General features: G+C 67.8%; 20 protein-coding genes. 11 read left to right on the top strand and 9 right to left on the bottom strand.

The window, feature by feature from the left end; translation table 11 throughout:
• The first annotated feature begins 135 nt into the window (after nt 1-135).
• The 3 genes from ACIA75_RS33375 (at nt 136) to ACIA75_RS33365 (ending at nt 4,013) form a co-directional block, all read left to right on the top strand.
• Nucleotides 136-1,278, top strand: coding sequence for a Gfo/Idh/MocA family protein (locus tag ACIA75_RS33375; protein WP_397111035.1), 1,143 nt, complete (start codon nt 136-138; stop codon nt 1,276-1,278).
• A 465-nt stretch (nt 1,279-1,743) separates the two neighbouring features.
• Nucleotides 1,744-2,859 (top strand): NAD(P)-dependent alcohol dehydrogenase, encoded by a 1,116-nt coding sequence (locus ACIA75_RS33370; RefSeq protein ID WP_397111034.1) that lies wholly within the window; start codon nt 1,744-1,746, stop codon nt 2,857-2,859.
• A gap of 71 nt (nt 2,860-2,930) precedes the next feature.
• A complete protein-coding gene (locus ACIA75_RS33365; protein WP_397111033.1) occupies nt 2,931-4,013 on the top strand; it encodes an MBL fold metallo-hydrolase in 1,083 nt (360 codons plus the stop codon).
• Nucleotides 4,014-4,164: 151 nt separating this feature from the next.
• Here the strand turns inward: ACIA75_RS33365 and ACIA75_RS33360 are convergent, their stop codons facing one another.
• Genes ACIA75_RS33360 through ACIA75_RS33350 form a run of 3 tightly spaced genes read right to left on the bottom strand, consistent with a single transcriptional unit; the run spans nt 4,165 to nt 10,111 of the window.
• A complete protein-coding gene (locus ACIA75_RS33360; protein WP_397111032.1) occupies nt 4,165-6,876 on the bottom strand; it encodes an ATP-binding protein in 2,712 nt (903 codons plus the stop codon).
• Between the two features lie 59 nt (nt 6,877-6,935).
• Nucleotides 6,936-7,838, bottom strand: a complete 903-nt coding sequence (locus tag ACIA75_RS33355; protein ID WP_397111031.1) for an LLM class flavin-dependent oxidoreductase — start codon at nt 7,836-7,838, stop codon at nt 6,936-6,938.
• A complete protein-coding gene (locus tag ACIA75_RS33350) occupies nt 7,835-10,111 on the bottom strand; it encodes an LLM class flavin-dependent oxidoreductase (protein WP_397111030.1) in 2,277 nt (758 codons plus the stop codon). Before ACIA75_RS33350 ends, ACIA75_RS33355 begins: the two co-directional genes overlap by 4 nt.
• Nucleotides 10,112-10,227: 116 nt before the next feature.
• Here ACIA75_RS33350 and ACIA75_RS33345 point away from each other — a divergent pair, with 116 nt between their 5' ends.
• Together ACIA75_RS33345 and ACIA75_RS33340 are read left to right on the top strand one after the other, a co-directional pair.
• Nucleotides 10,228-10,608 carry a winged helix-turn-helix transcriptional regulator gene (locus ACIA75_RS33345; protein ID WP_397111029.1) on the top strand — a complete coding sequence of 127 codons (381 nt, stop codon included), beginning with the start codon at nt 10,228-10,230 and terminating at the stop codon, nt 10,606-10,608.
• A gap of 135 nt (nt 10,609-10,743) precedes the next feature.
• Entirely contained in the window at nt 10,744-12,675 is a 1,932-nt protein-coding gene (locus tag ACIA75_RS33340; protein ID WP_397111028.1) for an alpha/beta fold hydrolase, read from the top strand.
• Nucleotides 12,676-12,721: 46 nt separating this feature from the next.
• On the opposite strand, the gene ACIA75_RS33335 is transcribed toward ACIA75_RS33340, so the two are convergent.
• Entirely contained in the window at nt 12,722-13,624 is a 903-nt protein-coding gene (locus ACIA75_RS33335; protein ID WP_397111027.1) for a CPBP family intramembrane glutamic endopeptidase, read from the bottom strand.
• 358 nt (nt 13,625-13,982) lie between these two features.
• Between ACIA75_RS33335 and ACIA75_RS33330 the strand changes: the two genes are divergently transcribed.
• The 3 genes from ACIA75_RS33330 to ACIA75_RS33320 all read left to right on the top strand — a co-directional run bounded on the left by ACIA75_RS33330 (nt 13,983) and on the right by ACIA75_RS33320 (nt 18,035).
• On the top strand, nt 13,983-14,882 hold the full coding sequence (locus tag ACIA75_RS33330; RefSeq protein WP_397111026.1) for an LLM class flavin-dependent oxidoreductase: 900 nt from the start codon (nt 13,983-13,985) through the stop codon (nt 14,880-14,882).
• Nucleotides 14,883-15,030: 148 nt separating this feature from the next.
• Nucleotides 15,031-16,005, top strand: a complete 975-nt coding sequence (locus ACIA75_RS33325) for a zinc-binding dehydrogenase (protein ID WP_397111025.1) — start codon at nt 15,031-15,033, stop codon at nt 16,003-16,005.
• 92 nt (nt 16,006-16,097) lie between these two features.
• The gene (locus ACIA75_RS33320; RefSeq protein ID WP_397111024.1) at nt 16,098-18,035 is read left to right on the top strand and encodes a S9 family peptidase; all 1,938 of its coding nucleotides are present in this window, start codon (nt 16,098-16,100) and stop codon (nt 18,033-18,035) included.
• A 196-nt stretch (nt 18,036-18,231) separates the two neighbouring features.
• On the opposite strand, the gene ACIA75_RS33315 is transcribed toward ACIA75_RS33320, so the two are convergent.
• The 4 genes from ACIA75_RS33315 to ACIA75_RS33300 all read right to left on the bottom strand — a co-directional run bounded on the left by ACIA75_RS33315 (nt 18,232) and on the right by ACIA75_RS33300 (nt 21,343).
• Entirely contained in the window at nt 18,232-18,624 is a 393-nt protein-coding gene (locus tag ACIA75_RS33315) for a DUF5713 family protein (RefSeq protein ID WP_397111023.1), read from the bottom strand.
• A 26-nt stretch (nt 18,625-18,650) separates the two neighbouring features.
• Nucleotides 18,651-19,463 (bottom strand): helix-turn-helix domain-containing protein, encoded by an 813-nt coding sequence (locus ACIA75_RS33310; protein ID WP_397111022.1) that lies wholly within the window; start codon nt 19,461-19,463, stop codon nt 18,651-18,653.
• A gap of 22 nt (nt 19,464-19,485) precedes the next feature.
• Nucleotides 19,486-20,004, bottom strand: a complete 519-nt coding sequence (locus tag ACIA75_RS33305; RefSeq protein ID WP_397111021.1) for a DUF6879 family protein — start codon at nt 20,002-20,004, stop codon at nt 19,486-19,488.
• A 1,075-nt stretch (nt 20,005-21,079) separates the two neighbouring features.
• The gene (locus ACIA75_RS33300) at nt 21,080-21,343 is read right to left on the bottom strand and encodes a hypothetical protein (protein WP_397111020.1); all 264 of its coding nucleotides are present in this window, start codon (nt 21,341-21,343) and stop codon (nt 21,080-21,082) included.
• A 207-nt stretch (nt 21,344-21,550) separates the two neighbouring features.
• Here ACIA75_RS33300 and ACIA75_RS33295 point away from each other — a divergent pair, with 207 nt between their 5' ends.
• Nucleotides 21,551-22,753, top strand: a complete 1,203-nt coding sequence (locus tag ACIA75_RS33295) for a helix-turn-helix domain-containing protein (protein ID WP_397111019.1) — start codon at nt 21,551-21,553, stop codon at nt 22,751-22,753.
• A 45-nt stretch (nt 22,754-22,798) separates the two neighbouring features.
• Here ACIA75_RS33295 and ACIA75_RS33290 read toward each other — a convergent pair whose 3' ends face one another.
• Nucleotides 22,799-23,260 carry a hypothetical protein gene (locus ACIA75_RS33290; RefSeq protein ID WP_397111018.1) on the bottom strand — a complete coding sequence of 154 codons (462 nt, stop codon included), beginning with the start codon at nt 23,258-23,260 and terminating at the stop codon, nt 22,799-22,801.
• Between the two features lie 583 nt (nt 23,261-23,843).
• Between ACIA75_RS33290 and ACIA75_RS33285 the strand changes: the two genes are divergently transcribed.
• Together ACIA75_RS33285 and ACIA75_RS33280 are read left to right on the top strand one after the other, a co-directional pair.
• Nucleotides 23,844-25,214, top strand: coding sequence for an NAD-dependent succinate-semialdehyde dehydrogenase (locus ACIA75_RS33285; RefSeq protein ID WP_397111115.1), 1,371 nt, complete (start codon nt 23,844-23,846; stop codon nt 25,212-25,214).
• Nucleotides 25,211-26,275, top strand: a complete 1,065-nt coding sequence (locus tag ACIA75_RS33280; RefSeq protein WP_397111017.1) for a tartrate dehydrogenase — start codon at nt 25,211-25,213, stop codon at nt 26,273-26,275. Before ACIA75_RS33285 ends, ACIA75_RS33280 begins: the two co-directional genes overlap by 4 nt.
• The last annotated feature ends 38 nt before the right edge of the window (nt 26,276-26,313 follow it).

The raw sequence follows: 26,313 nt of genomic DNA, 5'->3' as shown, positions 1-26,313 counted from the left end.
CGGCCGCTACGCGAACGGCAACAATTGCTCGCTCGCCATGGTGAGCCCGAGTGCCCACGCCTTTGTCCGGAAACGAATCATCGTGACGCAGCCCGGGGAGCATTGCCGGGGCTGCACAAGGCAGGAGCACCCTAGATGATGAATTCAGCAAATACCCGGATCGGCGTCGGCCTTATCGGGGCCAGTGCCGATCGGGGCTGGGGCGGAATTGCTCACGTCCCGGCGCTGCAGGCGCTCGACGCGTTCCAGATCCGCGCCGTCAGTACGACTCGTATGGAGAGCGCGAACGCGACCGCTCGTCGGCTGGGCGCCGATCTCGCCTTCGACACACATGAGGCTCTGGTCGTGCGACCGGAGGTCGACCTGGTGGTGGTTGCGGTCAAGGTGCCGGAGCACAAGCAGATTGTTTCCGACGCGCTGGCCGCGGGCAAGATGGTTTATTGCGAATGGCCGCTCGCACGAAACCTCTCGGAAGCCGAAGCGCTGGAGGGGTTTGCCCGCGAGCGGCGGCTGCGGACGGTTGCCGGGTTGCAGGGCGGCCTGCACCCGCCGATCCTCTTCCTTCGCGACCTCATCGCGCAAGGCGTGATCGGCAAGCCGCTCAGCACGAGCATCCGAGCGCATTTGGCCGACGACATGTGGGTCGGCCGATATGACCCGCCGGTCGAGTATATGGCTCACGCAAAGCATGGCGCCACGCTTCTGAGTATCATGCTCGGCCACGGGCTCGAACCGCTCGCTCGCGTGCTCGGCACGTTCGAGAGTCTGTCCGCCGTCGTGGCCAACCAGCGCGGTGACGGCGTCCGCCTCTCCGATGGCGCGTCGCTGCCGAGGGACGCGCCGGATGAGATCGTCGTCGCCGGCGTTCTCGAAGGCGCGATCGTCACCTCGCTGCACTACAGCGCCGGGCAGTCTGCCGGCTCGGCGATGGTATGGGAGATCCAGGGCACCGAGGGCAGTCTGCGTGTGGAGTCGGCGTCGGGCTACATCCATTTCACCGATTTCACCATCACGTTGCGCCGCGGCAGCGAGCCTGTCCAAGTGCTACAGGTCCCCCCCGCCTATGCGGCTCCCGACCTGCAACTCGACGCACCCGCAGCGGGGGTCGCCCGCCTCTACGCCCAGTTCGCCGCCGACCTCCGCGACGGAACCGCCAATGCGCCGGACTTCGCGGTCGCACTCGATCGCCACCGGGTGCTCGAAGCGATCAGACGGGCCGCTGAAACAGGTCATCGGCAGCATCTGTCCCGCCCCGACCGAATGAACTCCAATCTCTGAAACCCGGGAGAGGCACTGCCGCCGGACCCGAGGACCTTGTCCGCAACCACTTCGTACGGGTGGCTCGGCCTTGTACGCCCGTTACTGTGTCGCCCCATAGAACGATGAGACCAGGACGGTCTTGCCGCTGCCGCTCTCCCCGAAGACAGCGATCTGCTGGTCGGTCTTCCGGTTAAGCGGCCGCGCGTCGACACCGCCTCTGCTACTTACCCGCCGCCGAGGGCCTCGTCAACGGATTCGTTCGAGGGTTGCGACCGGCGCGAGACCGTCCGGGTTCGGAAAACACATCCGGCGGCTATCGGACTGTGACCGATATGGCGACCGATCCGAAAGTGCTGGTGGCCGAAGTAAATTCGGACACGTTAAAGGCCCCCTGCGGCCATGGGAACTCGATCTGGGAGTAGCTGTGATTCCTGTCCTCTGCCACCTCGGCGCCGGTGGCACTGCGCAAGAGGCCGACAACATATGACCACGTCCGCACTCGCCGCAGTCCTGGAAATCAAGGACGGGCCGTTCGAATTCCGCGATATCGAGATCGAAGACCCGCGCCCCGACGAGGTACTCGTCCGCATTGCCGCGGCCGGAATATGCGCAACCGATGCACACGTACGTGCGCAACGAATGGCGACTCCGTTACCGGTGGTGCTCGGGCACGAGGGCGCGGGAGTTGTCGAGCGGGTGGGGGCCGCCGTCACCACCGTCGAGCCCGGTGACCATGTCGTCCTCTCCTACCATTCGTGCGGCCACTGCAAGCCGTGCCTTTCCTCGCACGCGGCCTACTGTGACAGCGTCTGGGCGGCCAACTTCGCCGGTGCCCGGCTGGATGGCTCGAACGGCCTGCACGTCGCCCGCGGCCCTGAGCCCCACGGCCACTTCTTCGGCCAGTCCTCCTTCTCCTCGTACGCCCTGACCCACCAGCGGAATACGATCAAAGTCCCCCGTGACCTGCCGCTCGAGGTCATGGCTCCGCTGGGTTGCGGAGTGCAGACAGGCGCGGGAGCCGTACTCGAGGCTCTCGCTGTTCCAGTGGGGGCCTCCTTCGCCGTTTTCGGCGTGGGTGCCGTGGGCCTGGCAGCAGTCATGGCGGCGCATGTCGCGGGTGCGACCACCATCGTCGCCGTCGACGTCGACGCCGGCCGGTTGCAGCTCGCGCGCGAACTGGGGGCGACACACTGTGTCGACCCCGGCCGAGTCGAGGATCTGACCGGCGCGCTCCGCGCGATCGACGAACGCGGCCTGGAGTACATCCTCGACACCAGCGGCCGCAAGGAAAACCTCGACGCCGGAGTCGGCGCCTTGGCGCCCATGGGCCGTTTCGGCTTCGTGGCGTTCCACGAAGGCGCGGGCGCGGTGATCGACGCGGGCCGGCTCACGCTCGGCCAATCGTTGCAGGGCATCATCCAGGGCGACGCCGTCTCTCCGCTGCTGATCAACGAAATTGCCCAGCTCTATCGAGCCGGCCGGTTCCCGATCGACCGGCTGCTGTCCTGCTACGACTTCGCCGATATCAACACCGCGTTCGAGGACGCGGGCTCGGGTCGCGTCACCAAAGCGATCCTTCGCTTCGCGTCCGCGGGATAGTCGGCCGACCGCATACCCGCAGCGCTCCAATACTTCACGACCAGAGCAGACAATAGAAAGGCATCTCGTCGATGTGCCAGCACAGTCAGAAACCCATCAATGTCGACAACACCTCGGGCTTCTACGGGATAGACAATTATGGGTTCCCGCCAGTCGGGCCGGACGACCCGCCGGACCCCCAGGGGTACTATCCCCCCTATTTCGAGAGTGAGCACTTTCAAAAGTACGGCTACCACGTCGAGGAACTACGAGGCGGCTTCTACTGGGTCACCAGCGCCGGCTATGACGCCGGATTCGTAGTGACCGACGAGGGCGTGGTCGCGATCGACGCGCCGCCGACGCTGGGCGAGAACATGCTGGCGGCGATCGAAGACGCCACCGACAAACCCGTGACCCACGTGATCTACAGTCACTGGCACGCCGATCACATCGGAGCGGCCTCTGTTTTCGGCCCCGACGTCGAGATCGTCGCCCACCGCATCACCAAGGAACTTCTGGAACGCTTTCCCGACCCGAAGCGTCCGCTGCCGACCACAACATTCGACGACGAGCTCGTGCTCGTTGTCGGCGGGGTGAGCTTGCAGCTGTCGTATAAGGGTGAAAACCACTGCCCGGGAAACATCTTCATCTACGCGCCGCAGCAGAAGGTGCTCACCGCAGTGGATATCCTGAGTCCCGGCAGCGTCACATTCATGCATTGTGATGCCTCGCAAAACATTTCCGGGTGGTACGAGGCACACTCACAGATTCTCGAATACGACTTCGATTTCTTCATCGGCGGACACCATATGCACTACGGCACCTACGAACAGGTAAAACTGTGCGTGGAGTACTTCGCCGACGTACTCGCGGGGGCGACTGCCGCGGTCGAGCAGTTCAGTCGCTCGGACGCGCTGGCCGACATCGTGAGCAGCACAGGCTGGGACAGGATATTCGTCGGCACCGAGAACTGGATCAACTCGATGGCGAACTACACCACCCGGCACGTCCTCGAGAAGAAAACCAGCAATGGCCAACTCTGGTGGGAACGTCTGGCGGGTGCGACCACTCAGACCAAGTACCACGCATACACCGTGTTGGAGTCGATCCGACTGGAACGTCCTCGACCGGACTACCGGTTACGGGGCGAGAACCCCCCGGTCTTCTTGACCTGACGCCGCCCTGAACAGTTCAACCACTCGAGCGGTGCGACGGGGCCGTGTTCGCCCGTTGCACCGCTCAGTGTCGTCACGGGACCGTGTGGTGGCGGCGTCCCGTCGCCGCCGCCGGCGGCAGGCCTGCCGGCTTGCCGCCGCGTGCCCGCGCTCACCCCGACTCGCAGCCGACGTGGGCGCAGCTCAGCTCCGTCCGCGCAGTGATGCCCAGCTTGGCGAACACGTTGCCGAGATGGTGGCCCACCGTTCGGTGGCTGATCCGCAGCTGGGCGGCGATTTCGCGATTCGTCAGCTGTTCGGCAGCCAATCGGGCAACCCGCTGTTCCTGGGCGGTGAGTCGGTTCAACTCCCTGACGTCCAAGCTTCCCCGGCGTCCCGGAGGGCCGGTGAGATCGTGCTCGCGCTGGGCACGGCGGCGCAGCGGCTCGGCCCCGAGCCGATCGAACACCGCGGCGGCGCCGGCGAGCTGGATACGCGCGTCGGTCCGCCGCCGGTCGCGCCGCAACCACTCGCCATAGAACAGTTGCGCGCGAGCGTGCAGAAGCGGGTTCGACCGGGCATCCGGCACGTCCAGCGCGGCCCGGAAGGCACTCTCGACACGGGGACCTCCGAGGAGTGCTCGACCGACATGCGCGGCGGTCCGAGCCCATGGCGCTCCGGTGCGCCGCGCCCAGGCTTCGAGTGCCCGCACTCGTTCCTCCGCGACCTCGTGTCTTCCGACGTGCACTGCCGCCTCGGCGGTGTCGAGAGCGGACAGCAGCGCGTAGGTCGAGTGCGCCGCGTCATGCCCTGGCTCGGCCAGTCGGATCAGGATTTCCAACGAATCTTCGGGACGCTCGTGGAACAGCAACGCCATCCCGCGGTTCCAGTAGGCGGCCGCGCTCAACGCTCGAACACCCTGCGGGAGTGAAGTATCCAGCGTGCGGGCGGTGACCTCGGCGACCAGACGCTCGTCACCACGTGCGGCAGCGAGCCAACCCAGGCAGTTGCGACACTGGGAGGCGATGTGATCGGCGCCCATATCCTCCGCCAGCCGCAGCCCTTCCGTGGCCGAGGATTCTGCTTCTGCCCAGCGACCGGCGAAGCTGTCGAGCATCGCGGTCCGAGCCAGCGCGCCGGCGAGTCGGGCAGGCTCGGAAGTGCGCCGCAGATACGCGATTCGGCGGCGCAGGGCATCCCCCATCGGCTTGTCGATACCCCAGGCCAGCCCGAGCGGCGTCGGCGGAAGCAACCGCAACATCGTGGTCCGGGCCCGCGCGACCATATCCCCGGCATCGGGCAGAGCGGTCGATGCCGCGGCGGCCGGTACGTCAGCACTCCACCAGGTCAGCAGGGCGGGTAACGCAGCCCGATTCGCTGTGTCGAGCCCGACCGACAGCTCGGCCGCACGGGCCTGCAGATCGCTACGCCCGGCCGACCAACCGGCGTGCATGGCCATGGTGCCCAGTTCCAGTGCCGTGTCCGGATCCGCTACTCGGGCCATATCGGTGATCAGGTAGTGATGCGCCAGCTCGGGCATTCCTCGGGCGAGTTCGATGACACCTCGCAAGCCCCGGCTACGCCGGGCGATATGAGCACCGGGCGCCAGCCGTTGCGCGTCATCGAGCAGGCACTCAGCGATGGCCATCCGCCCGGAATCCCACGAAACCCGGGCCGCCGCAGCGAGCCGTTGGGACGCCTCGAGCGGTGCAGGCGAGAGTTCGGCGGCCCGGCGCAACGCCCGTTCCGCCGCGGTCGTGTCCCCGCGGAGCCGGGAGCGCTCCGCGGACCGTTCGAGCAACATCGCGACATCCTCGTCGCGGTCATGCGCCGCGGCGGCGAGGTGCCAGGCGCGATTCTCCGCGTCGTCCGGTAGTGCCGCGGCCAATATGCGGTGCGCCCGTCGCTGTGCCGCGGGACCACTACCCTCGTAGACGGCTGTGCCGACGATGGGATGCCGGAACCCGACTCGGTTGCCGGCGACGTGGAGCAGGCTCGCGTTGGTCGCCTCCTCCCAGGCGGCCTCGTCAGCCCCCGAAGCGCAACCGGCTCGCTGCACCGTGAGCCGGTCGCCGTGGTCCTCGGCCGCCGCGAGCACCGTCAGCAGCTGAGCCGCGGGGCTGAGAGCCTCGATCCCAGCACGGAAGGCCCGCTGCAGGCGGGGCCCGACGAGTCGCCGCCCGCAATCCTGCCGACACTCGGCGTTGTCGCGGACGCCCTCGAGCACGGCCAGCTCCTCCAACGCCAGAGGGTTGCCGCCGGCCTGCTCGACCATGTGCTGAACCGTCGGCCCGTCGGTGTAGGGCGCCACGGTCGCCAGAAGCTGCCGTGCGCTCTCGTCGGTGAGGCCCTCTACCCGCAGGTCGGGTATGCCCTCCCATGACCGGGTAGCCGGGTCACTGTGATCGGCGAGCACGACCACCACGGGATTTACCCAGACTCGTCGAGCAACGATTCCCAGGCACAGCGCGGTGGCCTGATCGAGCCACTGCGCGTCGTCCACGACGACGAGCACCGGCTGCTGTTCGGCAAGCCCGCCGAGTAATGAGAGCACGGCCGAGCCGACCAGCAGCCGGTTCACCGGCCCACTGCTCGATCCGAGCGCATCCCGCAACGACGCAGCTCGACCCGCCACCGACGACTCGACGCGATCGGTCACCGGCCGCAGCAGTCCGTGCAGCCCTGCGAAGTCCAGATCCGACTCGGGCCGGGTGGCCTGATAGCTCAGCCGGAGAAAATCCGCGGCCTGCTCGTGAACGTATCGAAGCAGGGCAGACTTTCCGATACCCGGCTCGCCCCACAGCGCGAGCGCGCCACCGGTCCCATCGCGAGCCCGCGAGAGAAGTTCGTCGAGAACCGCGACTTCGTCTCGCCGCCCGAACAATCGCGCCGGGCCTGCCGGTACGGGAAATTCGTCAATGCGCCCGCCAGGGGCATACCCCGTCACGCCGTGCGTTCGGACCGGACGAGCTCGCGGGCTCGCGGCGCGACCTCGTGGCCGAAGAGGTCCAGGTCGGCAGGGTCGTCCGAGGCCAGGATGAATCCGGAAACTCCGTACTGGAGAGCGAGGTCGGCGATCTGTTCAGCCCAGTCACCGGGAGTTCCTTCGAACATGCCGCCGCCGGCGCCACCGGTGAATCGGCCGCTGAGGTTGAGCGTACGGGTGACCGCGGTGGGCTTGCGTCCGGCGGCGGATGCGGCCTCGTCGATCTGCTCGTTCATCGATGCCAGTGAGGCGGGGCCGGCGGGCAGGTAGCCGAGCGAGGGCAGCCAGCCGTCGGCGATCCGGCCGGTCAGTCGCAGCATGCGCGGCTTGTAGGCCCCGATACGAATCGGTATCGGGTGGGCGGGTGCGGGTCCCCGCTTCGCGCCCGCCACGGCATAGAACTCTCCCTGGAGTTCGAGAGGGCCTGGCTCGTCGGTGGCCCACACTCCGCGGATCACCTCGACGGCTTCCTCCAACGCCCGTACGGCGTCCGCCGGCGCAAGCCGCCGGCCCCCCATCGCGATGATGCCGTCCCAGAACGCACCGGCACCGATACCCATCTCGACCCGTCCACCGGTGAGCCGGTCCAGGCTCGCGGCGGCGCGGGCCAGTACAGCCGGGGGGCGCAACGGCAGGCTCAGCACATTGCCGCTGATCCGGATCCGTTCGGTGCGTGCCGCGACGTACGACATCAAGGTCCAGGTGTCCTGGAACGCCGCCTGGTACGGGTGGTCCTGGAAGCTGACGAGGTCGAGCCCGGCCCGCTCGGACGTCATGGCCAGCTCGACCGGCTTCTGCGGCGGGCGGGCGGCGGGGGTGACGAAACTGCCGAACCACAGGGCGTGGCCGTAGTCGGTCATCGGTCTCTTCCTCCTGGGGTATTCGTCGCGGGAGTGAGGGCGAAGTTGTCGCCGAACACTCCCTCGGGGTCGTACACGGTCTTGAGCTCACGCAAGCGGGACAGAGTTCGTGGGGGCCATGCCTCGGCGAGACGTCCGGGCCGGAGGCTGGACTCGAAGCTGATGTAGAGGCCATCGAGGAAGGGGCGCAGGCGGTCCCACGCCTTGTCGACCACCTCGTCGATACCGCCCATCACCACGAGCGAGAAATTCGCGTCGCGGTGGGCGTAGGCGGTGGCATCCGTGGGAATGTCGGCGACGGCCCCGCCGACCGAGCGGAGCTGGAACCATCCGATCGCTCCGCTGCGGAGCACACTGGCTGCTGCCGCGGCGAACTGCGGGGTGATGTGCCGGAGCAGGCCGCTACGGGAGACCGGTTCACCGTGCGAAACAGGTGCGTCGTCGCTCGCGTTGTTCATCACGGCCGCATAGGACGAGATGACGACGTCCTGGGCATACAGTGGCGAGATCGCCGCCAGCGGCTCCAGCCGAGCGAGAACGGTCTCGCGATCCGCGGCGTCGACCATGGTGCGACTCAGCGCCAATACCGGTCGGCCGGCCCGCGGAGGGGGCACGATAACGAAGCTGGTGAGGTCCCGCGGTGAGTCTTCGACCACGCGACCCCACTCGACGAGATAGCGTTCGAGATCGCTCGCGTCCTGAGTGAGCTGGGCGAATGCGACCGCCCCGACTTCGTCGGCCTCGAACTCGAAGGCGGTGACGATCCCGAAGTTCGCGCCCGCGCCCCGAACAGCCCAGAACAAATCCGAATTCTCCGAATCGCCGGCCTTTACGGTCGAGCCGTCCGCGAGCACGATCTCCACGGCCCGCAGGCGGTCGATGGTCAGCCCGTGCCCACGCGCGAGGTACCCGATTCCCCCCGCCGTCGCGAGGCCCCCCACTCCGACCCCGCCGTAATCGCCCGAGCTCAACGCCCAGCCGTGCGGCTCCAGTGCGGCCGCCACCTCGGCCCAGCGCGCTCCCGGCCCGATGCGCACTCGCCGCGTCTTCTCGTCGAGCACCTCGATCGTGTTCATCAGCGATACATCGATGACGATCCCGCCGTCATTGGTGGAACGTCCGGAGATCCCGTGTCCGGCACTTCGGCGAGACAGGGGCACGCCGGGGTGCCGACGGGCGAACGCTACCGCCTGTGCCACCTGCTCGTTCGTCTCGGCACGCAAGATGATCCCGGGCGCGCCGCCCCGCAGGTATCCGGACCGCAGCCGAGCGTAGGCCAGGTCCCCGGGCTCGACGACCTCGGCCATTTCCGCTGGAACGCCGTCGTAGTCGATCCCGGGACGACGCCTGGCAAGCGCTGCGGATCGGCGGACCCGAGCGGTCGACCACTCACGCGGCAGCGCTGCCTCCGTGGCCGCCCGCAGGGCGGGAGCGACCTCGGTCGCGAACGTGATCGCGACGCCTCGATCGTCGGTGTCGAGCACAACGGTGCCCACTCCGTGGTCGACGACGAGTGGCAGCAGATCGGTCACCCAGTCGGCGGCAGTGCCGGTGAATATGCCTGTGCGGTCCCCGAAGTCACCTCGGATTGTGACCCTTCTGCGGATCTCGCGGGGATCGCGGCCGGCCTCCCGCGCCGACTCGTCGATCACCCGGTTGCCCGCTGCCAGAGCGGCGATATCCCACCCGCCCGTCGACCATTCGTCAGCCTGCTTTCCCACGAGCCGCAACACGTTTCGGTCCTGGCCGTCCACGACGATCGGCACGTCGTGCGCTGGTGCCGACTTCTGCGCCCCCGCGAGCCGGTAGAAGCGGCCGGCGAATCGGCCGAGGCCGCGGTCGAGGACATTCCACAGCTCGCGGACGACATGAATCGCCTCGCTGAGTGCCGCGCCGGTATCGTCGGCCGGCCATCGCGCCTCGCGCCCCGGGCTCATCGGCCCGGAGCCGGCCGATGCCGGACCCGCCGGGAGAGTCAGATCGACCCTGCCCTCGGTGAGGTGGTCCAGGCTTGCGACGGCCCGAGCGAGCATCGCCGGGTGACGGGTGGGCCTTGCTTCCACCGACAATCCGAGCGAGCTCGTGGTCGCTGCGATCCACGACGACACGGTCCACGGCTCGAGCTCGGAGCCCTCGGTGGTGTCGGCCGGAATGACGAGCAGATCCAACCCCTGCTGTTCGGCCATGCCCGCCCATTGAACCGGACGGCCGGGTTCGCAGCCGTCGTGTGTCGGCAGGCGCAGCCCGAACTTCAGCCGGTGTCCGTAGTTCACAGCGCGTCGCGACGGGGGTGTGCATCCATGACAGAAGGGTGCACACCAGCGGCCAGGGACAACAAGTGGGACGTGACCTAGTCACAAAAGATGACTCGCTCTAGTAGCCTGATCACATGGCCAGTATTCCGCCGTCCGGCGAATCCTCCACGCCACCCGTCCAGAACCGCCCGGACGTGTACGAGCGCATCGACGACGACGTGTGCCGCAGTTTCCAGCAGTCGGTCGAGCTCGTGGGCAAGAAGTGGACTGCCGCCGTGCTCTTGGCGGCGATGCGGGGGGCTCGCCGGTTCGTCGACTACCGCTCACGGATCACCGGAATCTCGAACCAGCTACTGTCCCAGCGCCTCCGCGAACTCGAGAGCCACCAACTGATCGAGCGAGTCGTGGTGCCGACGACACCGGTCCAGATCCTGTACCGGCCCACCGAAAAAGGCGCGGGACTGATGCGTGTTCTGCACCCCCTCGTCGAATGGAGCGCCACGAACGACGGATGAGGACATGGCGTCCCCGCTCGTGACCTCACCTGTCGTGGACCCGATGACCGAGATCACGCCGGGCGGACTTGAGCATGCCGCGACGTCAGAGTCTGTACTCGGGGGGTGAATACCCGTCGACCAGGAGGACTGTCGATGACGTCCGCGTCGAAGCTGATCGCCGTCGAGGAATTCTTCGGTCCACCGACCCGAAGCCGCGCCCGGCTGTCCCCGAACGGCAGGACCGTCGCCTACCTTGCCCCGTGGCGTGGTCGGCTCAACGTGTTCCTCCGCGATGTGGATTCGGACTGGGCCACCCCCGATGACGTACCCGGCGCCGATGTCCCGGGCGCCCTGCGCGTCACCTCCGACACGCGGCGCAACATCGACACCTCCTTCTGGACCGTTGATGGCCGTTACCTGCTGTTCCAGCAGGACACCGACGGCGACGAGAACTGGCACCTGCACCGCGTGGACCCGGACCGGCCCGACGAGCCCGCGGTCGACCTGACTCCCTTCGAGGGGGTGCGACTGCTCGGCGCGCAGCTTCCACCGGACCGGCCAGGGATTGCGTTCGTCCAGCTCAACAAGCGGCGCCCTGACCTTGCCGACCTGTTCGAGCTCGACCTGGCGACCGGCCGGCTGACCCCGATCGCGGAGAACTCCGGCGATGTTGTGCAGTGGCTGTACACACCGGGCCGTGTGCTGGCCTTCACGATGGAGGAAGGGGGTGACCATCTTCTGTCGGAATGGACGAACGGTGACCGCCGGCGCCCGATCGCCCGGTTCCCGGGCACCGACGTCCTGTTCGCGGTCTCCCCGGCGGCTCTCACCCCGGACGGGACCGGACTCTGGATCGGTTCGTCGCGCGGGTCGGACCGCACCCGCCTGGTCCGGCTGGACCTGGCGACCGGCGAGCAGACAGAGGTGGACAGCCACCCCGTATTCGACCTGGACACCCCACGCCCCGAGGCCGACCCACGCTTCCCGTCCTCACTGATCCTGCACCCCGGCACCGGGGAATTACTCGGGGCCCGCTACCTCGGTGCCCGCCAGGACGTCCACGCGCTCGACCCGCACTTCGCCGCGGTACTGCCCCGGCTGGCGGAGCTGTCCGACGGCGACCTGGCCCACGTGTCCTGCGATTCCACCGCACGGCGCTGGGTCGTCGACTTCACCCACGACCGCGACCCCGGAGTCACCTGGTTCTACGACCACGCCACCGGCCGGGCGCGCCGCCTGTTCCGGCCGTTCCCGCACCTGGACCCCGGCCGGCTGGCCCCGGTCACCCCGATCACCCTCACCACCCGCGACGGGCTGACTCTGCCCTGCCACCTCACCCTGCCTACCGGGATCGAACCCCGGAAGCTGCCCACCGTGCTGCTGGTACACGGCGGCCCCTGGTACCGCGACAGCTGGAGCTACGACCCCGAAGTGCAACTACTGGCCAACCGCGGCTACGCCGTGCTCCAGGTCGACGTCCGCGGCTCGACCGGCTACGGCAAGGCCCACACCCAGGCCGCGATCGGCCAGTTCGCCGGACGCATGCACGACGACCTCATCGACGCCCTCGACCAGGTGATCGGCCAGGGCTACACCGACCCGGACCGCGTCGCGATCTACGGCTGCTCCTACGGCGGCTACGCCGCACTCGTCGGAGCAGCCTTCACTCCCGAACGGTTCGCCGCAGCCATCAGCTACACCGGCATGTCCGACCTCGTCGACCTTGTCGAGTCGGTCGTCCCGTTCGCCCGGCGCTCGGTCGAGAACAGCTACCTGCGCTACATCGGCGACCCCGAAGACCCCCGCGACAGAGCGGATATGCTCGCCCGCTCACCCATCACCCGGGTCGATGACATCACCGCACCGGTGCTGCTCATCCACGGTGCCAACGACGTCCGCGTCCACCGGCGCCACTCCGACCGCATCGCCGACGCACTCCGCTCCCGCGGTGCCGAGGTCGAGTACCTGCTCAACGAGGCCGAGGGCCACTGGTTCACCAACCCGGACAGCAACATCGAGCTGTACAGCACGCTCGAACGTTTCCTGGCTCGACACCTGGGCGGACGTGCGTCGACGGCATCGTGACCCACCGCAGCCGGCCTCGGCCTGGCTGCCGCGTCGAATGCGAGGGCTACCTCATAATCCGCTCTCGGCGCTCCCGCACCCACACGAACGCGACCATACCGATGTTGACGGCGGCGAGAATCAGCAAGGACGCATCACCGGCGTCGGTGGAGCGATCGAGGGAGAAGGCCGCACCGTCCGCCATCAGCGTGTTGACGGTCGTCGTGATGACGTTGTTGGCGATATGAAACGCGACCGGCGCCTCGACACCGCCGCTGATGACCGCCATCAGCCCGGTGCAGATTCCGAGCAGGAGGTAGTAACCGAACAGCCATGGGTCGGCCGAGCCGTGGATCACGGCGAAGGTCAGGCCCGAGGCGACGATCCCGACAGCCAGGGCCGGGCGGACCGACCGGACCCAGGACGCGGCAGCGGGCAACACGGCGCTCCGGCACATCAGCTCTTCGCCGGCGGCCTGCAGCGGGGTGGTGAACAAAACGATCACCAGCATCGCGACCGTTGTGCCGCTCACGCCGAACGCCGTCCACCCCGGAGACTCGGGAGCGACCAGCGCCACAACTCCCAACCCGGCACCCACCAGCAACGCCGCGACAAGCAGGTACCGTACGAGGCGGCGCATGTCGAACGCCCGCGGCCAGCTGACCAGGGTGCGCCAAGGCACCGCGCTCATCCGTGCGAGCAGGAGAACCACCAGCACGCCTGTGGCGCCCACACTCAGATTGATGGCCAGGAACTTCAACGGCGTCATCGTGGCCGACATCGGCTCGTCGCTACCTTCGATGACGCCGACGACCTGGTAGGTCAGCACCTGCAGTACGACCAGTATCACCGGTACCGCGATCAGGAGCACGAGCGGCTTCCACCAGCTCATCCGCACATGCGCACCGAACGGCCGGGAGCTATCGGCCACCGATGAGGACGGCTCACGCCCCAGAACGTTCGACGGCACCGGGTTCACCGGCACCGAAGTTTCACGGGAATGGCGGGATCCTGGCGAACGCATCGAAGCGACCTCTTCCGGGCTCGAGTCCGTTGGAACGTCGCGAGTAAAAACCATGCCGCAGGGGCACAGTCAAGTACCCACGGGCGGCGTCGAGCTCGGGCTTCGACGATTCGGCAGAGTGGCGGATCCGGTGACCGATTCGCGGTCGAGGTATGACCACTATCCTTCGAATCGAGACCGGCGCCCGAACGCATCGGCCCGGCCGCTACAGACCCGCGCCCGGCTCGGCGACCTGCGACCCGGACGGCGTCCTCGCCGGCAGTTTCTCCGCCACCCCGTCCCACCACCCGGATGCGAGCACACGATGCCCGATTACGGACACGAGCCGATCTTCGGCTGCTTCGTCACCCCGGCCGCGCAGCCGCCGCAGCGCCCGGTCGAGCTCTCGGTCGTCGCGGAACAGGCCGGGCTCGACCTCGTGACCTACCAGGACCACCCGTACCAGTCCGCTTTCCAGGACACCTGGACGCTCATGTCCTTCGTCGCCGCACGCACCCAGCGAATCCGGATCTGCGCCAACGTGCTCAACCTGCCGTTGCGCCCGCCCTCGGTCCTCGCCCGCGCCGCCGCGAGCCTGGACCTGCTCAGCGACGGCCGCGTCGAGATGGGCCTAGGCGCCGGCGCGTTCTGGGACGCCATCGCCGCCATGGGCGGGCGCAGACTCGAACCGCGCCAGGCTCTCCAGGGCCTGGAGGAGGCCATCGCGATCATGCGCGGAATCTGGGCAGTCGACGAGCCCGGCGTGCTGCGTGTGGACGGCGGGTACCACCACGTCGACGGCGCGAAACGCGGGCCCGCTCCGGCCCACCCGATACCGATCCGAATCGGGGCGTACAAGCCCCGCATGCTGCGGTTGATCGGCCGCCTCGCCGACGGCTGGATTCCGGGGCTGCCGAACCTGCCGGACGGGCTCGCGTCACTGCCCGCGATGAACGAGCACATCGACGATGCCGCGACCACCGCGAATCGGGACCCGGCCGCGATCACCCGGTACCTCAATATCACCGGGCAATTCCGAACAACCGGCACGGGACTGTTCGACGGACCGCCGCAGCAGTGGGCCGAACAGGTGGCCGAGATCGCCCTCACTCACGGGACCTCCGGCTTCATCCTCGCCTCCGACGACCCGGGCGCCCTCGAACTCTTCGGCAGCGAGGTAGCCCCCCGTGCCCGCGAGATCATTGCCGGCGAGCGGAAGCGTTGACCTCAGTACCCCGGGAGACGGATCCCGCCCACCCGCAACAGACTCGCCCGACTTCTGGGCAGTGATCGGTACCCCCGCTCAGGAGGGGAATGAACGAGGAGACGGAAATGTCTATGTCCGACAGACGGCAATTTCGAGAGGAGCGGTTGTGACAGGTGTGGTACGGCTCTACCGGCACGGTGGCCCTGACCAGCTCGTGTACGAGACCGAAACGGTGCGCAGCCCCGGTGTGGGAGAGGTGCTCCTGCGTCAAGAGGCCATCGGTGTCAACTTCGTGGATACCTACTTCCGGAGCGGCGCTTTCCCGCTCCGCGCTCTGCCCGCCGTGCTCGGCGGCGAAGGCGCCGGTGTCGTCGAGGCGGTCGGTCCCGAGGTGTCACTGGTCGCCGCAGGCGACCGCGTCGGCTACTACTTTTCACCCGGTGCCTACGCAGCGAAGCGCCTGATCGCCGCGGCGGATCTGATCCCGCTTCCCCCGGATATCCCGGCGCGAGAAGCTGCAGCACTGCTCGCCAACGGGCTCACCGCATGGGGGCGGCTGCGCCGGGTGTACCGCGTCGAGCCCGGCAGCGTGGTCCTGGTCAGCGGGGCGACCGGCGGGGTCGGCTCGGTACTCGCGCCGTGGGCCGAACATCTCGGTGCGACGGTCGTCGCGCTCGTCTCATCGCCCCATCGTATTTCCGCCGCACGTGCGCTCGGCCTGCAGCACATCGTCGTTGCCGGTACCGGCGAGCTGAAGAAGACGATCGACGAGCTCGGCTCCGGTGTGGACGTGTTCTACGACACCGTCGGTCGCGCTACCTTCGCCGAGGCTGTGTCCGTTCTACGTCATGGTGCGACCCTCGATCTTCTCGGTTCGGCATCCGGGCCACCGGAGCTGGACACCGCGGACCTGAAGCGCAGGGGCATCACACCGAGGCAGTCACCGGCCGCACAGTACCTACCCGACCGCGCCACGGTGATCACCGCGGCCGGCGAGCTGTTCGCCGCCTGGCATGACGGGGTTTTCCGAAACCGCCCGATCCGGACCTACCCCCTGTCCGAGACAGCCTCGGCCCACCGGGACCTGGAAGCGCGCATCTCCGAAGCCGCAATCGTCCTGTTGCCGGAGCACAGCGGGTAGCGTCCGGCTTCCGGGCTTGAGTATGCCGCTGCGGCACAGTGTTCGATCAGTACGTAATCGTGTGCAGGAGCCGAGCGAACGGGAGACCGAGTATGACCGGACAACCGACCCACCAGCGGCCGGAGCTGATCGATATCGAAAGGTTCTTCGCCGACCCTCAGTTTGCGAACCCGTCGATCTCCCCGGACGGCACCCGGATCGCCTACCTCGCCCCGCACCGGGGCCGCCGCAACGTCTGGGTGCGCGGTGTGGACCAGACCCATGACGACGCCGTCCCGGTCACCCACGACACCCGCCGCGGGATCACCACCTACTACTGGACCGACGACCCCCGATGGCTGCTCTACCTCCAGGACACCGACGGCAACGAGGACTGGCACCTCTTCCGCGTCGACCTCGACGACCCCGCAGCACCCGCGGTCGACCTCACTCCGCTGGACCCGGGTTCGCGAGTGCTGGGCGCGGAACCGCTGCCGTCGGTGCCAGGCAGCGTGCTGGTCACGATGAACCGGCGCCCGCTGTTCTTCGACACGTTCCGGATCGACATCGTCACCGGCGAAACGACCCTGCACCTCGAACAGGACGATCCGACCGCTGCCGTCCTGCTCGACCGCCGCGGTAAACCGGTGTTCCGTACCGTGCTCGCCGCGGACGGCGCCGTCGAGATCTCCGCAATCGACCCCACCGGGGCGGCGCGGCCACTGCGCCGGCTCGGCGGCGCCGAACACCCGCTGGGTGTCTACCCCCAGCAGGTCACCGCCGACGGGAAAGGCTTGCTCGTCGGGTCCTTCCAGGACGGTGACAACCTGCGACTGGTGCGCATCGACCACGAGACCGGCGAGGAAACCGTCGTCGCCGCCGTCGACGGTCACGACCTGGATCTCGGCGGGATGATGCTGCCCGGCGTGCTCCCGCCTCCGGTCCACACTCATCGGCGCACCGGCGAAATATTCGCCGCCCGCTTCGTGGCCGACCGGCCCCATATCGAAGTCCTCGACCCCCGGTTCGCCGAAATCTACGCCCAGTTGCAGAAACTGTCCGAGGGCGTGCTCGCCACCCTGTCCTGTGACGACTCCGGGCAGCGCTGGATCGCCACCTTCGTCCACGACCGCGACCCCGGCGTCACCTGGTTCTACGACCACACCACCGGCGATGCCCGGTTGCTTTTCCGTTCCTACCCCGACCGCGACCCGAATACCCTGGCCCCCATGCAATCCGTCGGTTTCCCGGCCCGCGACGGGCTGCCCCTGCACGGCTACCTCACCCTGCCGGTCGGCGTCGAACCGCGGAACCTTCCCCTGGTGCTGGTGGTGCACGGCGGGCCCTGGTACCACGACTCCTGGGGGTACAGTCCCGGCGCGCAGTTCCTCGCCAACCGTGGCTACGCGGTACTGCAGGTGAACTTTCGCGGTTCGCTCGGCTACGGGAAACGGCACGTCACTGCCGCGATCGGCGAATTCGCCCAGGCCATGCACGACGACCTGATCGACGCCGTCGACTGGGCCGTGGACCGCGGTTACGCCGATCCCGACCGCATCGGCATCTACGGCGGCTCCTACGGGGGCTACGCGGCCCTCGTCGGTGTCACCTTCACGCCGGACCGCTTCGCCGCCGCCGTCGACTACGTCGGCATCTCCGACCTCGCCAACTTCCTGCGCACCCTGCCGCCGTTCGCCCGGGCCCTCAGCGTCAACAATTGGTACCGCTACGTCGGCGACCCGGATATCCCGGAGCAGGAAGCCGATATGCTCGCCCGGTCCCCGATCACCATGGTCGACAAGATCCGCACCCCGCTGCTCGTCGCCCAGGGCGCCAACGACGTCCGCGTTGTCCGCGCCGAATCCGACAACATCGTCGCCCGGTTGCGCGAGCGTGGCGTCCCGGTCGAGTACCTGGTCGCCGACGACGAGGGCCACGGCTTCGAGAACCCGGAGAACCGGATCATGCTGTACCGCGCGATCGAACAGCACTTCGCCCGCTACCTCGGCGGCCGCAGCGCCGACCGGACCGAACCGCCGAGCACGGACTGATCCGAATATCACGGCCGGTCGTCAGAAGTAGTGCCACAAGCTCAGCGTGTCGATCACGTCACGAGACGACGACTCGTTACCCGTAGTCCTCATCAACGCGCGACCCGACACTATGTCGGGCCGGGTCCCCGGGGCGGGTCCACGCCGCCGTGGCGCGTAGTCGCTACCGGTACCGCGTTGCCGGGATCCTGTGCGTTCACCACTCCCGGGTAGCGATCAGTTCCTCCGCATCCGCGTCCTGGAAACCATACGCGCGGGCCACGAACCAGAAGTCCTCGCCGATCTCCTCCCGGGCCACCGTCTCGATTCCGCTGCCCGCCGAATCGAACTCGGCCTCCAGCGCATTGAACTCCTCGGTGGCGGCCTGGGTAAGGACGTACAGCGCGGCCAGGTCGGCGGGCTGTTCGGCCTCGATACGCTCGCACAACCTCAGCAGAATTGTCCTACCCCGGTCCACCAGGTGGCTGGGATAGAAGTCGTCCTCGGACAAGGGGCGGAGAAAGCGGTGTGTGATCACCTGTTGATTGCTGATCGGCATGACGTCCTGCTCCCGGTCTTTCGCTATGGCAACCAGGATCGTTCCATGCATGCTCGCTGCAGCTGCGGCCGACACTGCTACCGACCCAGCTCCCCGAGAACCCTGACAACGATCTCTCGTGCCGCCCGGCCGTACACGGCCGCGCCGCGGAGAACTTCGAACATACGCATGTACATCAGGCATTCGGCCGGTTGGGTCACCTGGATACTCGCGGTCGGAGTCTCCAATGCCACCAGGTCGTCATCGAAAACCCAGAATCCCGCCGAGGCGACCGCCTCGCGTTCGATCATCAACGGGATGATGCCGAGCGAGATGTTCGGCAACGCCATCAGCTCGAGCAGCCGCCCCAGTTGACCCGACTGAACCTCGGCGTCACCGAACCAGGTCCGTAGCGCCTGCTCTTCGAGCACGATCACGAACCGTTTCCCGCCACGCTGAAGGATCCGCTGCCGCTCCATTCGGACTGCTGTGGCCTCGTCGATGTCGTTGGTCGTGCCGAGAAACTTGATCCAGAACGACAGCATGGCCGCGGAGTACTCGGCGGTCTGCAGTAAGCCGGGAATCACATTGTGCTCGTAGATCCGGAAGACCTTCGTCTGCTCGTATCGCTTCTGTGTGTGCGCGCCGAGGACTCGTTTCATACCGACCCGGCTCTCACGCCGGAACTCGATATAGGCGGCGTCCACAATGCGCAGGGTCGCGAGCAGGTCCGCTGTCTGGTCCTCCGCATTGCACACTCGGCACCACTCGCGGATGTCGTGGTCGCTCGGTTGCTGGACCCCGTTCTCTATTTTGGAAACCCGCGTGAAGTGCTGCCTCGTCGCCTCGGCGAGCTGCCGGCCGGTCAGCTCCGCGTCCTTTCGCAGGTCGCGGAGCCGACCGCCGAGCACGCGCCGCGCCTCCTGCGCGGAGCTAGAGGGGCTTGTACTCACTGTGCGGAATCGCCAATTGCCACACGTCGTCGAATGCCCTGCGGCACAGGTCGATGTCGCGGCGGTCCGTCGAGGTCACCTTGTCGACACCGAGCCCATTCCCGGCGTAGTGCAGAAACACAACCAACTCGTCGTCGAAAAGGTAGAAGTCGTTCCCCGGGATCGCCGTCGACGATACGAGGCGGCGCGGAACCCAGCGGATATCCTCTCCCGCCTCCACCATCGGGTGCGCAATGCTGTGCGACCACCGCTGATAGTCGCTCAACGGCTCGGACACGATCCGCGCGCGACGTACTATTCGCCCTGCCGCCACATGTTCGCGGACTACCGAACACCAACCCTGCAGCCACTCCAGGTCGTCGAGCTCGCCAGCCGCCCACTGCGCCATATGCGGCAGCTCGACCTCTGTGCCGTAAGCATCACGGGTCTCGAGGTGCACAGACGACGCACCGAAATCAGCCAGTAGCCGTTCGAATTCGTCATCGCTGATCGAGTTCACTATCTCCCTTCCATTCGAGCGCAGGATTCTTCGTCGGTACAGTCCGTGGCACCTGCGCCACTACCGTTTCGCGATCGGTCAGCTAGAACGCTGTAGTGCTCGAGGCCGAAGACCAAGGCCGCCGCTTCGACCTCGAGACATCTTCTACCGAGCGGGCCGCGGATAGCCGAATACGCTGAGGATGGTGCCGAAAACACCTAGAGACTCGGCCCAGCCGCTGGTCAGAGCTGCGGCGGCGGCCAGGCTCGTAGCCAAAAACAGCACTATCAACGGGTGTACCTCGATGGGTCCTGGTTCTTCCGGCTGAGGGCAACCCTGTACGCGTGAATCCAAAGCAGGCATGATGATCCTGTCCGTGAGATTGGAATTTACATGGACTTGCCGCCCCTGTCTGGTGCATCAGATGGGGGTGGCCCCATGGGGACGGCACCCGCCATTGGACCACGTTCCGACCAATCGGCCAACGGCCAAACTTTGGGCTCGATCCTTCGAAAAGGATTGGGAACATTGCAGTTTGAGGGGGCAATCCCCCCAGGGGGTGGGGGTTCGCCCCCCACCCCCTGGGGGGGAACGAGGAGGGTACGAGCCCTGAGTGGGGGGAGAGCCCCCGGGGGTGGGCGGGGGGCTCCACGGGAGGGGGCGCGAGCCCGGGGGCGCGGCAGAAGCCTCCCCGCAGGTGAGGCATGGGGGTGAGCTGAGGGGAGGGGGTCGGGGGTGGGGAGGGGACCCCCAACGGGGGACGGGGACCCACGGGGACGCCCCCCGGGGGCGAGGACTCTCGGGGGGCGGGATCCCCCGGGGGGTGGATGGAGAGGGGCTATCAGCATGAGTGGCAGTCGATTCCGGCGGAGGCACCGACCGGAGGCCATCGAAGTGAAGTGTGACGAAGGCCATATCCTCAGCTCCGTGGCTGCGGCCACTTGTCGTCTAATTCGAGCCGCTTCGACGTCCCGATTTGCTCGCAATGTCCGGCCACTCGGCCGCCTGGGTGACAGGGCTCAGCGCTGCGGCCAGAACAACGCCCAGAGCAGAACGCACAGCGGTAGGCCGATCGCAACCGCCAGACCGAGCGCGATCACCGCGCCGACCCGACCGGGAACCACCGGGCGAAGGACAACCGGGGCAGCACCGTTTCCACATCGGCCACGTCCATAACCCGGTTCAACTCCAGCGGGTCCAGGTGGTTCGGGGCGGGCAGTATCACCACATCGGCCCCAGCGTTCCGCGCCTGGACGGCTACCGGTAGCACTGAGCGTTCATCCGGCCAGACCACGCGGTAGCCGAGATGACGCGCGAACCTCGACACCTGCGCCTGGTCCCAATCGGGCGAGGTGCTCACCTCATAGTTGATCCACCCCAACGCGGTCGGCTCCACCCTGATCCCCTGTCTTCTCCCGGACTGGCTTGCACCCGCCGCCGGGGTTGCGACAGCCACCCGGCGGCGGGGCTGGAAGAAGCCTCACACCGAGTCGAGCGCGCGCTGTTCCCCAGTGGAACAATGCACTCAAAGCGTGGGAACTCGACCGGGAAAGCGCAGGTGCGCGGCATGATCGACGAACCGGATACCTTCATCGGGCAGCGGGTGCGCCAGATCCGTGCGCGGCGCGGTATCTCCCAGCAGGTTCTCGCGGATCGGGCGGGGCTGACCCGATCGGTAATCGCCAAGTACGAGACCGGGATACGGCCCGTCGACTCCCGCCGGACCTTGCTCGCGTTGGCCAGTGCGCTCGGCTGCACACTCGGTGACCTGACCGGCAGCGATGACCGGATCGACCCGTCTATGAGTGCGTTTCACCGAGCGGTGCCCGATATCGAGACCGCGCTGTGGACACAGGGGAATATCACCGACACCGCGCCGCCGCGCACCGTGGATGAACTGACGTCGGCCGTCGAGCATGCATCGCGGCTGCGGCATGCCGGGGATTACGCTGCACTCGGCCCGCTGCTGCCCGGTCTGCTCACGGATGCCTACCGTCTTGCCGATGACGGTAACGCTCAGGGGTGGGACCTGCTGGCGACCGCCGCTTACGGCGTGGCGTCGGCGCTGCGACAGCGTGGTCACGATGCGCTCGCCTGGACGGCTGTGCAGGAATCCGAGCGTGCGGCGGCGCGTGCCGATTCACTCGCTCCGATCGCTGCCGCCGGTTTTCTGAAGTCACAGATTCTCGCTGCCCGCCCCGGCGCGCTGGGGGCTGCGCTCAGCGTCGCTACCGATATCGCTGATCGGCTGACCCTCGACGCACGCACGCTCGGCGAGCTGGAAACCGTCGGGATGGTGCGCCAGCAAGTCGGTTTCGCCGAGACGCTGGCAGGCGGTGACCCACATCCGCATCTCGCCGAAGCCGCCGAATTGGCCGGGCGCCTCGCGCAGGCTCCCTCCGGCCGGAGCACAGCACGCAACCGGACATTCGGCCCGGCGAATGTCGCTCTGTGGCAGGTGAGTTCTGCTGTCGAACGGCGAGAACCGGTCGAAGCGCTGCGGATTGCACAGACGCTGAACCCGGACGACCTCCCGAGCGGAGTGCGGCACGCCCAGTACTTCGTCGAGGTCGGCCGGGCGCACGCGATGCGTCGGGATCACCGCGCGGCGCTGCATGCCCTGCTGCGAGGTGAGCATGCCGCGCCACAGCATGTGCGCGGGATGGCGCCGGTTCGCGAACTGGTGGGCTCGATGCTGCGGGAGACCCGCCGTGACCTCACCACCGGGGAACTCGGACGGCTGGCTCGGCGTGTCGGCGTGGTGTCGTAGCCCGACGCCGAGGCAGGGGCGGAACCTGTCGGCAGTTGTCGCGGGTCAGGACGTTGGTGACGCCGAAGCGGACCGGGCGGATCGATTCGTGGCGATGACGAGTGCGCTGACTGCGAGCGGGAGCACTGCCCACAATGCCGCGGTGATGTAGCCGTTTTGGGTGGGGAGCATGGCGCCGGTCGGTGTGGCGGCGGCGAGGAGGGCTACTGCGGAGAGGACGGCGAGGAGCGACTGGTTGGCGGCGGCGAATACGAGTGCGGCGGCGATAGCGATCACGACCGAGAGCGTGTACGTCCAGCGTTCGGTGATGCGCGCGATGAGGCGCGGCACCGCCTTTCCGGCAACGAAACCGAGTAGCGAGAACGGGATCAGTGCCGCACCTGCGGCGACGCCGGGGAGTGCGAACCCATAGGAGGCGCCCACGGGTGTTTGCACATAGCGGGTGGACACGCTGAACAGTAGGTACAACCCGGCCCCGGCCACGAGTACTGCCAGGTTCGCGCGCACGATGGGCCCCTTGACCGAGCAGACGCAGGTTCGCCAGGGGTGCCGTGGTGCGCAATTCGATGAACGCCCACAGGGCCAGGACCGCGACGGAACCGGCGAGGAGGCCACCGGCGAGCCACGCGGTCGCCCATATCGAGGGTTCCGCGATGACCAGGAGGAGCCCGCGGGTGCCGAAAGCGAGGAGCAGCGCTCCGGTGACGTCGATCCGCGGCAGCTCTCCTGGGGCCTCGGCAGGCAGTGTCCGCCAGGCGACGACCAGTGCGGCGGCGGACAGGAGGAATCCGAGTCCGTAGGCGGCGCGCAGGCCGGCGAGTTGATCGAGCAGGCTGATCACCGGGTAGCCGACCCCGATGCCTACCGTCGAGGTGACCGCCGAGTGTCCGCACCCCGGAACCGGCCCGCCCGAGTCGACCCCTATTGTAGGATTGTCGACAATTCAGCCCAGGGCATGACCGGGCGCCGAGAGGGAGGAGCCGTCGCCGTGCTCACCGAAGAGACACTCACCGACGCCGAACGCGCTGCCGTCGAGTCCGTACCCGACGGCCTCTTCATCGGGGGCCGGTGGCGCCCGACCTCCGCCGCCATGCCGGTGGTCGATCCGGCCTCCGGGCGACAGCTGCGCACGGTCGCCGACGCCACGCCCGAGGAGGGTATGGCCGCGCTCGATGCCGCCGCGGCAGCTCAGTCGGCGTGGGCACGGACCCCCGCTCGCGAGCGCAGCGATATCCTGATGCGCGCCCATCGCCTGATGCTCGACGAGGCCGATCGCCTTGCACTGATCGCCACCCTCGAAATGGGCAAACCCCTCGCGGAGGCCCGCGGCGAGGTCACCTATGCCGCCGAGTTCTTCCGCTGGTTCGCCGAGGAAGCCGTCCGGCTCGACGGTGGTTACATGCCCGCACCCGGCGGCGGCTCCCGGTTCCTGGTCACCAAACAGCCCGTGGGTCCGAGCTTGCTCATCACGCCCTGGAATTTCCCGATTGCCATGGGGGCCCGCAAAATCGGCCCGGCGCTCGCGGCCGGCTGCACCTGCGTCGTGAAGCCCGCCGAGCAGACACCGCTGTGCACGCTGGCGCTCGCCGAGATCCTGGACCGGGCCGGGGTGCCCTCGGGCGTGGTGAACGTCGTGACGACCGCGGATCCCGGAGGTCTGATGACCCCACTGATTCTCGATCCCCGCTCCCGGAAACTGTCCTTCACCGGATCGACGGCAGTCGGCAAAGTGCTGCTGGAACAGTGCGCGCGCACCGTGATGCGCACCTCCATGGAACTGGGTGGCAACGCCCCCTTCCTCGTTTTCGAGGATGCCGATCTGGACGCGGCCGTCGAGGGCGCGCTGGCCGCGAAAATGCGGAATATCGGGCAGGCGTGCACGGCGGCGAACCGGTTCTTCGTCCACCGTGACGTGGCCACCGATTTCGCCGAGCGGCTCACGGCTCGGATGGGCCAACTGCCGCTGGGGCCCGGGACCGAACCCGGAGTCGTCGTCGGTCCGCTGATCGATGCCGATGCCGTGGCGAAGGTGACCGAGCTGGTCGCCGACGCCCGCGCCCGCGGGGCCCGGGTCCTGCTGGGCGGCGAACCCGTCGACGGCCCCGGCAACTTCTATCCGGCAACCGTGCTCACCGACGTACCCGACGACGCACTGATCTGCCATACCGAAGTCTTCGGTCCGGTCGCCTGCCTGAGCACCTTCGATACCGAAGACGAGGCCGTCGATCGGGCCAACGACACCCCATACGGCCTGGTGAGCTACGTCTACACCGAGAACCTGCGGCGCGGGCTGCGGGTGAGTGAGACCCTCGACACCGGAATGGTCGGGTTGAACCAAGGTGTCGTATCCAACCCGGCGGCCCCGTTCGGCGGGGTGAAAGAATCGGGCCTCGGCCGTGAAGGCGGCCTGGTCGGTATCGACGAATTCCTCGAGATCAAATACATCGGAGTGGCCCTGTGAGTTCCTATCGGATCGCGACCATCCCCGGCGACGGCATCGGCGTCGACGTGACCGTGGAAGCGGTGAAGGTCCTCGACCGGGTGCTGCCCGGTATCGAGTGGACCGAATTCGACTGGTCCTGTGAGAACTATCTGCGGACCGGATCGATGATGCCCGCGGACGGGCCGGAGCGGCTCGCCGGTTTCGACGCGATCCTGCTGGGCGCCGTGGGGTTTCCCGGCGTAGCCGACCATATTTCGCTCTGGGGGCTGCTGATCCCGTTGCGGCGCGCCTTCGGGCAGTTCGTCAACCTCCGCCCGGTGCGGCTGCTGCCCGGCACCACCTCGGCCCTGCGTGACCGGAGCGCGGACGATCTCGACCTGCTCATCGTGCGGGAGAACTCGGAGGGCGAATACTCCGAGATCGGCGGCCGGCACAACCCGGGCCGTCCCGACGAGTTCGTTCTGCAGGAGTCGGTGTTCACCCGCGTCGGCTGCGAGCGGATCATCCGTTACGCCTTCGAACAGGCAAGCGAGCGCAAGCGCCGGTTGTGCTCGGCGACCAAGTCGAACGGGCTGATCCATTCCATGCCGTACTGGGACGAGATCTTCGACCGGATCGCCGCCGAATACCCGGCCGTCGAGACCCGGCAGATGCATGTGGACGCGCTCGCGGCCGAGATCGTGCTGCACCCCGACCGGCTGGACGTGATCGTCGGCTCGAACCTGTTCGGTGACATCCTCTCGGACCTGGCGGCTGCCGTCACGGGGGGACTCGGGCTGGCGCCCTCCGGCAATATCAACCCCGACCGCACCGTTCCCTCCATGTTCGAGGCGGTCCACGGGAGCGCCCCCGATATCGCCGGGCAGGGCATCGCGAACCCGGTCGCGCAGATCCTCGCGGGAGCCATGCTGCTCGACCACCTCGGCGAGCACGCCGCGGCCGCCGCAGTGGACCGCGCCGTCACCGACGTCCTCGGATCGGGCGGTCCCCGCACCCCCGATCTCGGTGGCACTGCCACCACCACCGAGGCCGGTAGCGCCATCGCCGACCGGGCCGCCGCCCTGCTCCCGGCAGGCTGACACGCGGCAAGGTGCAGTCCTGCCGCCGGTCGGCGGAC

It is taken from the genome of Nocardia sp. NPDC051750 (assembly GCF_044453135.1).
Taxonomy (GTDB): Bacteria; Actinomycetota; Actinomycetes; order Mycobacteriales; family Mycobacteriaceae; genus Nocardia.
The sequence above is the reverse complement of the archived record's forward strand: the minus strand, read 5'-3'. Positions and strand labels throughout refer to the sequence as shown.